The sequence below is a fragment of the Parasphingopyxis marina genome (assembly GCF_014237875.1).
Lineage (GTDB): Bacteria > Pseudomonadota > Alphaproteobacteria > Sphingomonadales > Sphingomonadaceae > Parasphingopyxis > Parasphingopyxis marina.
The window spans coordinates 306,893-320,660 of sequence record NZ_JACJVJ010000003.1 but is presented as its reverse complement, the minus strand read 5'-3'; the positions used below and the strand labels follow the sequence as shown (position 1 = coordinate 320,660).

Here is a 13,768-nt window from a genome sequence, read left to right as displayed (position 1 = left end):
GCATTGACACCCGATCAAAGGAACGAACGGTGCCACAAATTCCAAAGAACAGGATTGTCGGCCTCCTGCTGTGCATCGGCGCGTTGGCGATCCTTTTCGCTGGCTGGGCCTGGGCAAATTCCGGCGACGGAACCGCCACCGACAACGCCTATATTCGGGGGGACGTAACTGCGCTCGCGCCGAGGATCGCGGGTTACGTCACGGCCGTCGAGGTTGCCGACAACCAGGCCGTCCAGCAAGGCGATGTCCTGTTTCGCATCGACGACCGGGATTTTCGCGCGCGGGTTGCGCAAGCCGCGGCGAACGTAGCGGCCGCCCAGGCGCGCCTCGCCAATGTCGATGCCGAGCTCCAGCTGCAGCATTCGATCATCCGCCAGGCGGACGCGCAACGCCGCGCCTCCGTCGCAGCATTCAATCTCGCCACGACAACCTCGTCCCGCCATCAGGAACTGGTCGGCAGCGACGCGATAAGTCAGGCACAGGCCGATGAAAGCAGCGCCGCCCGTTCCCAAGCCCAGGCTGGCGTATCCGCCGCCTCGGCCACTGTCGAAGCGCAGCGGCAGCGGATCGCCGTTCTCGCGGCGCAACGCCGGGCCGCCGTCGCCGCGATCGCGCAGGCGCGGGCCGCGCTGGAACTGGCGCAAATCGATCTCGACAGCACCATCGTGCGCGCGCCGGTCAATGGGATCGTCGGCAATCGTCAGGTACGCATCGGCCGTCTCGTCGCACCGGGCGCTTCCGTCATCGACATCGTCCCGGTTCACGATCTTTGGGTGATCGCGAATTTCAAGGAAACCCAGCTCGCGCACGTCCGGCCCGGCCAGCGTGCCCGTATCACCGTGGATGGCTATCCCGACGAAATAATCGAGGGCGTCGTGGACAGCTTGGCGCCCGGCAGCGGTTCCGCCTTCAGCCTGCTTCCTTCGGACAATGCGACAGGAAATTTCGTTCGCGTGGTTCAGCGCGTGCCCGTGAAGATCCGCTTTACCGGCAACCCCCTGCCCGGCCGCCTCGTGCCCGGCCTGTCCGTCCGGGTCGAAGTTGAACGGAGCAGCGGTTCATGACGGCGACGAGTGTCGCGCCACGCCGCCGCGTGCAGATTTCCGGGATGCTCCTTGTCATGGGCATCGTTCTCGCCACGCTGACCGAGGCGTTGGCGGGTACCGTCCTCGCGTTCGGACGCGCCGACATTATGGGCGATATCCATGCGACGCCCGACGAATTTGCCTGGCTCGATACCGGCTACACTGCCTTGAAATTCATCGGCTTCATGACCGCTCCCTGGCTGATGACCCGGTTCGTTCCGGGCCGCCTCGTCGTCGCCTCAACGCTGGTCATGGGCGCGGCCTGCGGCATCGCGGCGCTGACGGCGCGCCTCGACCTGCTTATCGCGCTCCGAGTGATACAGGGCTTTGCGGGCGGCATTCTGCTGGTCGGCGGTCAGGCGATACTGTTCCTAACCTATCCGAAGGCGCACCAGCCACTGCTGCAAGCCGTGTTCGCCATGGGCGCGGTCGTTGCCCCGGCAACGCTGGCCCCGGCCTTCCAGGGCTGGCTGATCGATACGCATGACTGGACCTGGATTTTCTTGAGCGCCGTTCCCGTCGCCCTGTTCGCCGCCGGGTTGATGCTGCTCACAGACGTGCCCGACCTCGCACCGACGATCGCTCGCCGCCCGTTCGACTGGATCGGTTTTTCGCTGATCGCGGTTACCTTCAGCTGCTTCACTTATGTCTTGAGCCAGGGCAACCGGTGGGACTGGTTCGAGGCTCCGCGCATCGCGTGGCTGACGGCCCTCGGCATGACGACGCTACTCGCCTTTCTCGGCCGGCAGGTAAAAACCCGCAAGAAGAGCCTGTTCGATTTCGGCCTGTTCCGCTCGGACGACTTTTCTTTCGCCTTCGCCGTCAGTTTCGTCGCCGGTGCTGCGCTGTTCGGAAGCGCGTATCTTATTCCGGCATTCGCCCTTTCGATCCTCGCGTTCACGCCGAGCGACGCCGGGCAATTGCTGCTCCCTAGCGGCGCATTGTTCGTTGGCGCGCTCCTTCTCGCCGCCCTTCTCTTTCAGGCTTATGGCATCCCCCCGATCGCCACCGTGCCTTTCGGAATCTTGATGACCATGGTCGCAATGTGGATGTTGTCGGGCTCGACAGGTGAAAGCGGCGCGCAAGACATGATGGCCGCAATCCTTCTGCGGGGCCTTGGGCTCGGCTTCCTCTTCCTGTCGATTACCCTCATTGCATTCAGCAATCTCCCCGGACAAAGCTTGGCAGCCGGTATCGGCCTGTTCAATGCTGGCCGCCAGCTCGGCGGCCTGATGGGCGTGGCCGCGCTTCAGACAGTCATCGGCCACAACACCGCCGTCAATCTGACGGTTCTCGGCGCGAACATCACCTCGGGAACGTTGACCGCGAACGAGCGACTGGCGGAAAGCGCGGCCCTGCTCGCTGGCCGAGGGATGGATCCCGCAGCGGCAACCAGAGCGGCAACGGGGCTCCTCGATCGCGCGGTGATCGGCCAGTCGACCGTCATTGCCTTCGATACGGCCTTCAACGCGATCGCGCTCCTGTTCGTGGTCGCCGTGCCGGCGCTGGTTGCCGTCAAACTCGGCCTCACCCGACTCTCGAAGGTTCGTTCGCCATGATCGCTCCTCATGACTGGAAGCGCCGCTTGCGTTACTCTAGGACAGCCCATCTCCTGCGCAAGACGGTTTCCGTCATTGTCATCGCTTTCGTCCTGTTCGGGTGCACGGTAGGCCCCGACTATCGGCCTCCGGTCATGCCGGTTGGGGATGCCTGGATCGCTCCGGTCGAAACCGGGGATGTCGACGGGGAATGGTGGCAACGCCTGGATGATCCCATGCTCACCGAGCTCGTCGACGCGGCAATCACCGGCAATAGGGACATCGACGAAGCCGGCGCACGAATCCGCGAAGCGCGCGCCAACCGCGACGCGGCATTTGGGAGGGCCCTCCCCGATATCGGCACTTCCGTGGGCGCGGCGGAAAACCGGCTGAGCGAAAATGGACAGCTTCCCGTTGCCAGCATTCCGGGCTTCAATCCGGGCTTCTCCCTGTTCGACATCGGCTTCGACGCCTCGTGGGAGCTCGACCTCTGGGGAGGAACGCGCAGGGCGGGCGAAAGCGCACAGGCCCGGCTGGAGGCCGCGGAGGAGGCGCGGCGAGGTATCCTTCTACAAGTTATCGCCGAAGTCGTTCGTTCCTATATCGACCTTCGCGAAGCACAGAACCTTCACGCAAACGCAGTCGCGGACGCCGAGATGCAACAAGATATCGTCCGTATCATCGCCGATCGGCTCAGGCTGGGAGCAGCATCCCGGCTCGATCTCTCGCGCGCCCAATCCCAGGCACGGAGCACCGCTGCTGCGGTTCCCGGGCTGGAGGCGGATGCGGCGGCGGCCGCCATCCGCCTGGCGCTGCTCGTTGGCCAGCCACCCGAAGCGCTGTTCGATCGCCTCAACGCACCCCGCCCCTTGCCCGCAGGCGAAATAAACGTAGCCGTCGGCCTAAGATCGGAAATCCTGCGCAGAAGGCCCGATGTACGAAAAGCGGAACGGGACCTTGCAGCCTCTACCGCCGAAATCGGAGTTGCGACGGCCGCTCTTTTTCCCAATCTGTCCCTCAGTGGCGGGATCGGTCTTCAGGCGCGGTCACCCGATGACCTCCTCTCGAGCGACAGCCTGCGTCTCGGCGTCGGCCCGTCGTTCAGTTGGCCTCTCTTTTCAGGCGGCCGTATCCGGGCGCAGATCCGCGCCGCCGATGCCCGCGCCGACGCGGCGGGAATCCGCTACGAACAAGCAGTCCTCAACGCTCTCGCCGACAGCGAAACAGCCATCAATCGCCTTGACGCTGCCAGTCGGTCGCGCTCCGCACGCAACGAAGCCCGGGCTCAAGCCCTTGAGGTCGTTGGCCTTGCCAGGCGGCGGCACCTTGCTGGCGAAGACGATCTGACGGCTTTGCTGCAGGCACAATTGGCGTATACCGCCGCTGAACAGCATCACATCCTGGCCCGCGCGAACGAGTTGCGACAGCTGGCATCTCTCTACAAAGCGCTGGGCGGCGGCTGGCAAGCGGCCGAGACAGCTCAGAATCGTTAAGGGGACCGCAAAATCGTGCGTTGAATGGCAGCCCCACGCAGAGATAAATTGCAATCTGACTATCAGCTCCGCCACCCACCCCCAACATGCGACGTCCGGCGTGACGTTCGGGCGGACAACCTGCCTATTTCTCCGCTCGAATCTCCTTCACCGTCTTATTCGTCCAGCGACGCACTGCGCGGCGCAGGTTTGCACTGTCGCTGAAACCCACCTTCCAAGCGACATCATCTACGCTCATCCGCGTCGTGTGCAGATATTCGATGGCGAGCTTGCGCCGGACGTCGTCTACGATCGCGCCATAGGTTGCATCTTCGGCCGCGAGACGGCGCCGCAGTGTTCGTTCCTGCAGGCCAAGCTGCGCGGCAACTGCCGTCATCGAGGGAAACTGGCCAGGCGCGCTCAGCAGGAGCTGGTACACCTCCCCCGAAAGGCCGGAAGAGATGCGCGTTTGCCCGATCAGGCGCTCGCAGGTTTCTTCCAACATCGTTCTGGTCAGGCGGTTGCCCAGTTCTGGTGTCCGGTCGAGAATTCCGATCGGATAGTGAAGCTCGTTCGCCGCCTCGTCGTAAAGGCACGGGCACTCGAGTTCGCGCGCATCCTGCGCCGTGTGGTCGTCCTCCGGCAGCGCGAACAGGGCTCGGAGCGGCAGATTGTCGGTCCCGGCAGCGTCGCGGATATGGGTGAAGGTCATCTTCAATTGCTGGCGAACGAGAAACGTGCGAACATCGTCGCTCATCCTGTCGCGATAGATCTCCCGGAATTGCCAAATCGCGACGTCGCCCTCCATCCGCCAATGGAGCCGGACGGTCGGCGTGGCGAGCGGCTGGTAACGCACGGCGAAATCAAAGAAGTCCCGCATCGTGGGCGAGCACATCAACGCATAGCCGTACATTCCGTAAGCGGACAGGTGCAGGCGCGACCCTATCGCAAAGGCATCAGCGAAGCCGGCACCCGCCGCGATGATGTTCTCGCAGGCCGTCAGGTACTGGCCGATTGAGGTGAGGGTGTGCGGATCGCGCACGTCGCTCGACGAAAGTCCGGTGCGCTCCAACACAGTCTCGGCCGACATCCCGCGGCTCGCGACCGTGTCGATCACCGTCGCGATCTTGAAGGGCGCGAAAATCCGCTGGTTCAAGGAAGGAAAACCGGAACGGTCATTCCGTATTGTGACTTCGTCCCCCTCGTTGTCCGGCAGGCCCATGATGTCCTTTCTGTCCTCAATCGTGTCCGCAAAAGACACAGAGATGTCCGCTAGTGCGCTTACGCGACGCTTTGTCAGACCATAAGCATGCCATCAAGTCGGCAAAGTCCGGCAGCGGCAACGCCCGCGATCACGATGGGAGAGAGACTATGTCGATGAGGCCGATTTCCTTGCGGCGCCGTGCGCGCCTGCTTCACCAGTCCGCGCTTGCGGCGGCAATCCTCAGCCTGCCGACCACGGCTCGCGCCCAGGCGGACGCCCCGGACGACCAGTCCGAACGTGCGCAGATTGAAGCCGATAGTGGCGAACCGGAGACGGTGATCGTGGTGACCGGCTCCAGCATTCGCGGGGTTCCCCCGACCGGATCGGACCTGATCACGGTGACGCGCGAAGACGCGGCACTGGTCGGTGCGGCGAGTACGCCTGAACTCCTCGCGACCGTGCCGCAGCTCAACAGTTTCAATACGGCCCCGCGCGTGAGCAATGGCGGACTCGGCTCGTTCGCGCCGGGGCTTCGCGGGCTTCCTACCGCCGCCACCCTGCCGCTGATGAACGGCCATCGCCTGATTTCCGGCAGCACCCAGCAGACCAACCCCGATTATCCGCTGATTCCCGAACTGGCGATCGAGAGGGTCGAGATCGTCGCCGATGGCGCCTCGGCGATTTACGGGTCGGAAGCGGTCGCGGGCGTGGTCAACTTCATTACCCGTAGGAGCGTGTCCGGGCTGGAGACGATCGCCCGCTACGGCTTTGCGGACGATTACGAAGCATTCAACGCGGGCGCCATCTTCGGTCAGGACTGGGATAGCGGATCGCTCGTTCTCGCATACCAGTACCAGGAGAACAGCAACATTACGGGTGCCGACCGTGACTATCGCTCACTCGACTTCCGCGCGGTCGGGGGGATCGACACACGATCAACGGTTTGCCCCGACGCAAACGTCAACCTGTTTGCCGGAACGATCTATGCCGCACCCACCCTTCAGCCGGGCGTAAACACTTGCGATCCTCGGGGGGCGGTCGACCTGCTGCCCGAAAACCGCACGCACAGCGGGTTCCTTTCTGCGCGCCAGGACCTGTCGGACGGTATTACCCTATGGGGCGACGTGCTCTATTCGGATCGCAGGGACGTCGTGCAAGCGGCCCTTCCGGGGCAGACCTTCGTGCTGATCACCGCCGCCAACCCCTATTTCCGCGCCCCGCCTGGTACGGGTTCGGTGTTCGGATATTTCGACTTCCGGCCCGACAGGCTGGTAGGCGACGATCACTTCGATCAGACCTTCCGGGTGCGGGCGGGCAACGCGACGGCCGGGCTCGACATCGACCTCCCGGGCGATTTCCTGGTGAGCGTCTATGGCACCTACAACTGGTCGCGCAACGACACTTTCCAGCCTGGCATCAATACCACCGCGCTGGCCGCTGCCGCAGCGGGGACGACGCCGTCGACCGCGCTCGACCCGTTCGGCTACCGGACCGACCCGGCGGTGGTCGCGGAGATCCTCGACAACCCGACCGACTTCACCAATCGCCAGCGCACGCGCATCGGCGCGGTCAGGGTGGATGGACCGCTCGCGCAACTGCCCGGCGGCGAGATAAAGATCGCGCTGGGCGCCGAGTACCGGCGGGAGACCTACATGCAGCGTGGGCAAAGCGGCGGCGTCGGCTTCCCCGAAGATCTCTCGCGCAATGTCCAGTCGATCTATGGCGAGCTTTTCGTACCGCTGTTCGGCATCGAAAATGCGGCGCCCGGAGCGCGAAGCCTCACGCTGTCGCTCTCGGGCCGCTACGACCACTACAGCGACTTCGGATCGACCACCAATCCCAAGATCGGCCTTACCTGGGAGCCGGTCGATGGGGCGAACTTGCGCGGGAGCTACGGGCGCTCCTTCCGCGCACCTGGCCTGCGGGATCTGGGCTCGACGGTCGGATCCTACTACTCGGCAGCCGCGCTCGTGGATGCGTTCGGCGCGCGCGATCCCTCGCGCGGTGCGGCTCAGGTCAACACCATTTTGCTCTTTGGCGGCAACGAAAATCTGGAGCCCGAAACGGCGCGCACATGGTCCGTCGGCGTCGATCTGCACCCCAGCTTCGCACCCAATCTGCGCGCTAGCGTGACCTACTATAACATCAAGTACGACGAGGTGATCGGCACACCTTCGGGGCTGGGTGCGCTGCTCTTCAGCGATCCGACCTTTTCTTCCCGCGTCATCCGCAATCCTAGTGCGGCGCAGCTGACCGATGCGATCGATAATACCGTACCCTTCTTCTACACCTTCTCCGCAGTGCCCGCGATCGGCAACATCCTTGATCTTCGGCAGGGCAACTTCGGCGTGCGCAAGACCGATGGCATTGATTTCGAAGTGAATTACCGACAGCCGACAGGTTTTGGCACGGTTTTCGGCGGGATCGCGGGCAACTATATCCTGAACTACAGCAACCAGCTGTCGCCCACGTCAGCAGAGAGCAATTCGCTAGAAGCAGGTATCCCGCGCCTCACCTTGCGCACCACGCTCGGCGTCACCGCCGGTCCTGTAACCCTCGTAAACTACGTCAATCATCGCGCTGGGGTTACCGCGTCCTATGCGACGCCTACGGGGACTGCTCTCTACTCGGCGGGCGGGTACACCACGGTGGACTTGCGCCTGTTAGTGCGCCTGCCCGATCTCGGTTTTACCGAAGGCACCGAACTCAGTTTTCAGATCAATGATCTGTTCAACGAAACGCCGCCCTTCTTCCCGGGGACGGATGGGATCGGCGGGGCATACAATCCGATCGGTCGCTACGCCGCAATGAGCCTGCGGACGACTTTCTAAAAGCCAGACGGGCGGTGCTCTCAACGAAGGAGCGCCGCCCGCCAAAGTTCGACCGTATCCTCCTTCGCGATTGCCATGCAAACCCAAGGTTAGCTTCTTAATGGCCCGTCCCACCAGCACAGCGGCTGTCTCGGCCCCAATTCCGCAAATTCGCCTTTATCGCGAATGGCTGAACGGGACACGGGGGCTGGATTTCGACACCTACGAAGACCTGCGCCGCTGGTCGGTGGACGATCTGGAGGCCTTCTGGCGCAGCATCTGGGAATGGGACGAAATCGAATCGCCAACGTCCTTTACCGCCGCGCTGAGTGAGGATGCGCTGCCCGGGGCGCGGTGGTTCGACGGGGCGCAGGTCAATTACACGCGGCACGTGTTCCGCCATGCAGCGGCCGCTGACGGTGCCGGGCAGCCGGCGATCGTCGCGATAAACGAGCGCGGCGAGAGCGAGACCCTGAGCTGGACCGAGCTGCGGCGTCGGGCGGCCTCGCTTGCGCTCGAGCTGCGCGCTCGGGGAATCGCGCGCGGGGATCGCGTTGCCGCCTATCTGCCCAATATCCCGGCCGCGGTGGTGGGCCTGCTCGCCTGCGCCAGCCTCGGCGCGGTGTGGACCCTTTGCTCGCCCGACATGGGCACCGCCGCAGTGCTCGACCGGTGGCGGCAGACCAAGCCCAAAGCGCTGATCGCCGTCGACGGAATTTTTTACGCGGGCAAGGCGATAGACCGCACCGCTGCGGTGGCCGAAATCCGGAACCAGCTGCCCTGCATCGAAACGCTGTTCGTGTTGGCCAGCGGCTGCGGCGAAGCCGAGGTGCCGGATGCCATCGACTTCGCGTTGGCGACCGCTCGGGACGAGGATGCGGTTGCGGCATTCGAACCCGAGTGGCTACCCTTCGATCATCCGCTGTGGATTCTCTATTCGAGCGGCACCACCGGCCTGCCCAAGGCGATCGTTCACGGGCATGGCGGCGTCATCCTGGCCACCGCCGCCGGACGCCTGCATTTTGATCTCGGTCCCAGCTATGCGCCGAACACGCTTGGCGATCGTTTCCACTGGTACAGCGCCAGCGGCTGGGTGATGTGGAACATCCAGGTGGGCGGGCTGCTCAGTGGCACGACCATCTGCCTGTTCGACGGATCGCCGAGCGGGAGCAAGGCCGATCCCGATTGGACGCGCTTGTGGAATTTCGCGAGCCGCAGCGGCGTGACGTGGTTCGGCGCGGGCGCAGCCTTTTACGCCAATTGCCGCAAGGCCGGAATCAAACTCGAGCGCATTTCCTGCCTCGAACGCATCCGGGCGCTGGGCAGCACCGGATCGCCGCTCTCGCCGGACGTGCAGCGTTGGGGAACGGCGCAGTTCGCCACCACCGGTCGACCCGCCATCTGGTGGTGCAATGTCAGCGGGGGGACGGAAATCGCCGCCGCCTTCGTGGCCGGCAATCCAGAGATGTCCGATACGCCCGGTCGGCTGCAATGCCGCCATCTCGGCGCGGCAATCGAAGCGTGGGACGCGGATGGCAAGCCGGTGATCGACGAGGTCGGCGAAATGGTCTGTACCCGGCCATTTCCTAGTATGCCATTGTATTTCTGGGGCGACGACGATGGCAGGCGGTACCGCGAATCCTACTTCGCCGAATGGCCGGGCGTCTGGCGCCATGGTGACTGGCTGACCGTTTTCAGTGACGGAAGCTGCCAGATTTCAGGCCGCAGCGACGCGACTATTAATCGGCACGGCGTGCGCATGGGCACTGCCGAGATTTACGCCGCAGTGGAGCAGCTGGCCGGGATCGCCGACTCCATGATAATCGATGTCGAGGATAAGGAGGGCGAGAGCGAACTTATCATGTTCGTCGTGCCGACGGGGGACGAGCTTGCCGGTGATTCATTGGAAATTGCAGTGGCAGATGCGATCCGCACGAGCCTCTCGCCGCGCTTCGTGCCGGACCGGCTCATTACGGCCCCCGGCATTCCGCGCACCCTGTCGGGCAAGAAGCAGGAACTGCCGATCAAGCGACTATTCGCCGGATGGCCGGTTGCCGAAGTGATAAACGCCGACGCGAGCGCCACGCCCGAGCTGTTGCCCTGGTACATCGAGCAGGCGCAAGGCTGGCAACACGACGCGACGCCCGAAGCCGATCGGCACGCGGGGCAGGTATCGTGAGCGCAGACGTCGCCGGCGCGAGTCTGATGGGTGCCGAAATCGCGCTGGTCTTCGCGCTGGCAGGATATGGCGGCGGCCGCGACCGGCGTGGCTGGCTGACCGAGAGCCGGGAATAGAACGCACGGGAAAGGAAGCGAGAATGACGGACACCAACTCAGCTTGCAGGGATCGCGCATGACCGCCGCAGCCACACCGCACGTCGGAAACAAATCCACTAAGCGCGCGCGGATCACGCTGGCCATGCTGGCCTTCGTCTACGTCCTCAACTTTCTCGACCGGCAGCTGATCTCGATTCTCGCCAAGCCTATCCAGGATGGGCTCGGCATCACCGACGGAGAGCTCGGCCTGCTCACCGGCTTCTATTTCGCTCTGTTCTACTGCTTCATCGCGATCCCGATCGGCTGGCTGGCCGATCGCACCAACCGGGTAAAAGTGCTTTCTGCCGCCTGCGCGATCTGGAGCGCCGCGACCGTGGCCTGCGGCATGGCGGGTACCTATGGCCAGCTGGTCGTTGCCCGGATGATGGTGGGAGTGGGCGAGGCGGGCGGCGTTCCGCCGTCCTACGCGATCATCTCCGACACCTTCCCGCGCGAGCGGCGGACAACCGCGATGGCGGTCTTCAACCTCGGCCCGCCGATCGGATCGGCGCTGGGCGTTGCCTTCGGCGCTTCGCTGGCGGCCGCGTTCAACTGGCGCGTGCCCTTCTTTGTGATCGGTGTGATCGGCGTGGTGACGGCGGTGGCGGTTTATTTCATCGTCCGCGAGCCGAAGCGCGGCGAGACCGAGGTGCTGCCCGTGGCGGTCACGCCGGAAGCGGGGCCGGAGGGATTTGTCGCCACAATCCTGCGCTTCTTCCGCAATCCCCTGCTGCTGATGGCATCGCTGGCGAGCGGCGCAGGCAACTTCATCACCTATGGCTTGCTCAACTTCACCGTGCTTTTCCTGATGCGCGAAAAGGGCATGACGCTGGAGGAGGTCGCGATCTGGTACGCGCTGGTCGTCGGGGTTGGGATGAGCGCGGGCATCTATGCCTCGGGCCGCATCGTCGATCGCTTCGCGCGGAGCAGCAAGACCGCCTATGCCACCGTGCCCGCCGCTTCGCTGGTACTGGCTTTGCCTTTCTTCCTTGGCTTCGCATGGGCACCGAGCTGGGAAGTCGCGCTGGCGTTCCTGGCGGTGCCGATGTTCCTCAACTCCTTCTTCCTTTCGGCGACGGTCACCTTCGTCCAGAGCGAGGTCGCGCCAGAGCGGCGCGTCATTTCGGGCGCGTTGCTGCTGCTGGTGATGAACTTCATCGGGCTCGGCCTCGGGCCGACCTATGTCGGCATGATGAGTGATTTCTTTCGTCCGGCTTACGGTCAACATGCGCTGCAGGCCGCTTATTATGCGCTCGCGCCGATGTATCTCGTCGGCGCCTTGCTTTTCCTGTGGCTCGCCCGGCTTATCGGGCGAACGCCGCGCAGCGATAACCTGCCCGCTTAATATCACGGACAGTGCCGGTATCATCGGAGACAAGCATGAGACGCAAACATCGCATCGCTATTGTGGCCGCTTCCGCAATCGGCTGGACGGTTCCCGGCCTCGCGCTCGCCAGCCCCGTGGACCTTGGCGAGAGCGCTGCGGCACGCTGCGCGTCGCTTTCGCGCCTGGTGCTGCCCGACACGACGATCGAGAGCACGATCCTGGTTCCGGCAAGACCGACCCAGCAAACGATCGCGGGCGAAGTGCCCGGCTATCCCAGCTTCTGCCGCGTGGTCGCGCGCGTGCGTTCCAGCCCCGGCTCGGACATCGGAATCGAGCTGTGGCTGCCCGCACAAGGCTGGACCGGCGTGTTTCACGGCAATGGCAGCGGCGGCTTCGGCGGGACCTTCGCGCTCGGATATTCGGGCATGGCCGAAGGGCTGCGGCGCGGCTTCGCGACCGCCACAACCGATGCGGGGACCGCGCCGGCCACCCCGCTGGAAGGCGATGCGCTGATCGGCCAGCCGCGTAGGTGGCGCGACTGGGGCCGCCTCTCCACCCATGTCATGACCACCACTGGCAAGGTACTGACGAGCGCCTTCTACGGCACCGATGTCCGGCGATCCTATTACACCGGCTGTTCGACAGGCGGCCAGATGGGCCTGATCGAGGCGCTGTATTATCCCGAGGATTACGACGGCATTCTTGTCGGTGCGCCGGTGATAGACCGTACCTGGGGCCATGCCGCGGTGCTGTGGGACTATGCAGCGGCGAACCGTCAACCGGGACACCTTCTCTCCGAACCAAAGCTCAGGCTAATCAACCAGGCCGCCCTTGCCGCCTGCTGGCGCCAGGGTCACGCATTGGCGGGCGACCGCTTCATCATGGATCCGATGAGCTGCCAATTCGACCCGCAGGTGCTGCAGTGCACGGGAGGCGCGTCCGACACCTGCCTTACCGAAGCTGAGGTGGCGACCGCGCGCGCCTTCTATACCGGGCCGACGGACAGCGAAGGCGAGCCGAGCTTTTTCGGATGGCTCCCGGGCAGCGAAATGCCCGACACTTTCGGCTGGTCCTTCCTGCAGAACCAGACCGACAACCAGCCGGCGTTCGGCGGGCTGTTCAAATGGGTGTTCGGGGCGGACTGGGACTGGAACGGGTTCGACTTCGACCGCGACATGCCGACCGTCGATGCGCGGCTCGACGCGATCGTCAATGACGCGACGCGCGGCAGCCTGGCGGGCTATGCGCGGCGTGGGGGCAAGCTGATCGTTTTCCACGGCTTGGCCGACACGCTGGTCCCACCGGGCCAGTCGGTGGCCTTTTTCGAGCGCCAGGCAGAGCAGATGGGAGGCGCCGGGCAACTCGCGGACAATGCGCGGCTGTTCCTCGCTCCGGGCATGATGCATTGCGGCGGCGGCACAGGGCCCGACGCGTTCAACTCGACGCTCGGCATTCCGCCGCGCCCCCCCTCTGCGGATCCGCAACACGACCTGTTTTCTGCGCTGATCGCGTGGACCGAGCGGGAAGAAGCTCCCGATCGCATCACCGCGACCAGATTCTCCGTCGAGAATCCCGGCAGTATCGAGATGCAGCGGCCACTCTGCCCGTGGCCGCTGCGCGCGGTCTATCGCGGTGTCGGCTCGACCCAGGCAGCGAGCAGCTTCCGCTGCGAGGCACCACCCCTAGCGGGAAGCGGTCAGCGACGTTGATCCGGCGGAGAAGGAATGGCCATGCTGGCCCACCGGGATCTCGGCCGATTCACTGCACCACTACAACCTCGGCGGCGTCGGCAAATTGCGCCACCTAAATATGGATGGATGAAAGCGTGCTTGGATTTCAGGCAATCATGAACGAGCAAAAGCGAGCGGCGGGCGTTCAGGCCCCTACGACCGAACCGCGACGATTGGGCGCAGGAGAGGCGCCCCGTGCGGATCGGTAAAATATGGGGCGGGGGCGCATGCCCATCATCCCGGCATCGACATATTCGACACGTCGACGAAGACGCTTGAGGCGGAA

At 64.3% G+C, this 13,768-nt stretch carries 8 protein-coding genes; 7 read left to right on the top strand and 1 reads right to left on the bottom strand.

Annotated features, from left to right (window positions below):
- The first annotated feature begins 29 nt into the window (after positions 1–29).
- From H6P80_RS16120 to H6P80_RS16110, 3 genes are read left to right on the top strand one after another with little or no spacing between them, the layout of a single operon-like run.
- Complete coding sequence (locus tag H6P80_RS16120) at positions 30–1,064, top strand: HlyD family secretion protein (protein ID WP_185802437.1); 1,035 nt, start codon at positions 30–32, stop codon at positions 1,062–1,064.
- On the top strand, positions 1,061–2,644 hold the full coding sequence (locus tag H6P80_RS16115; RefSeq protein ID WP_185802436.1) for a DHA2 family efflux MFS transporter permease subunit: 1,584 nt from the start codon (positions 1,061–1,063) through the stop codon (positions 2,642–2,644). The genes H6P80_RS16120 and H6P80_RS16115 overlap by 4 nt, the downstream gene beginning before the upstream one ends.
- Complete coding sequence (locus tag H6P80_RS16110) at positions 2,641–4,116, top strand: efflux transporter outer membrane subunit (RefSeq protein WP_185802435.1); 1,476 nt, start codon at positions 2,641–2,643, stop codon at positions 4,114–4,116. Before H6P80_RS16115 ends, H6P80_RS16110 begins: the two co-directional genes overlap by 4 nt.
- Positions 4,117–4,240: 124 nt before the next feature.
- Here H6P80_RS16110 and H6P80_RS16105 read toward each other — a convergent pair whose 3' ends face one another.
- Positions 4,241–5,317, bottom strand: a complete 1,077-nt coding sequence (locus H6P80_RS16105; RefSeq protein ID WP_185802434.1) for an AraC family transcriptional regulator — start codon at positions 5,315–5,317, stop codon at positions 4,241–4,243.
- A gap of 149 nt (positions 5,318–5,466) precedes the next feature.
- Here H6P80_RS16105 and H6P80_RS16100 point away from each other — a divergent pair, with 149 nt between their 5' ends.
- The 4 genes from H6P80_RS16100 (at position 5,467) to H6P80_RS16085 (ending at position 13,461) form a co-directional block, all read left to right on the top strand.
- A complete protein-coding gene (locus tag H6P80_RS16100; protein WP_185802433.1) occupies positions 5,467–8,130 on the top strand; it encodes a TonB-dependent receptor plug domain-containing protein in 2,664 nt (887 codons plus the stop codon).
- A gap of 100 nt (positions 8,131–8,230) precedes the next feature.
- Positions 8,231–10,288, top strand: a complete 2,058-nt coding sequence (locus H6P80_RS16095; RefSeq protein ID WP_185802432.1) for an acetoacetate--CoA ligase — start codon at positions 8,231–8,233, stop codon at positions 10,286–10,288.
- 174 nt (positions 10,289–10,462) lie between these two features.
- Positions 10,463–11,770, top strand: coding sequence for a spinster family MFS transporter (locus H6P80_RS16090; RefSeq protein ID WP_185802431.1), 1,308 nt, complete (start codon positions 10,463–10,465; stop codon positions 11,768–11,770).
- 35 nt (positions 11,771–11,805) lie between these two features.
- Positions 11,806–13,461, top strand: a complete 1,656-nt coding sequence (locus tag H6P80_RS16085) for a tannase/feruloyl esterase family alpha/beta hydrolase (protein ID WP_185802430.1) — start codon at positions 11,806–11,808, stop codon at positions 13,459–13,461.
- Positions 13,462–13,768: the final 307 nt, after the last annotated feature.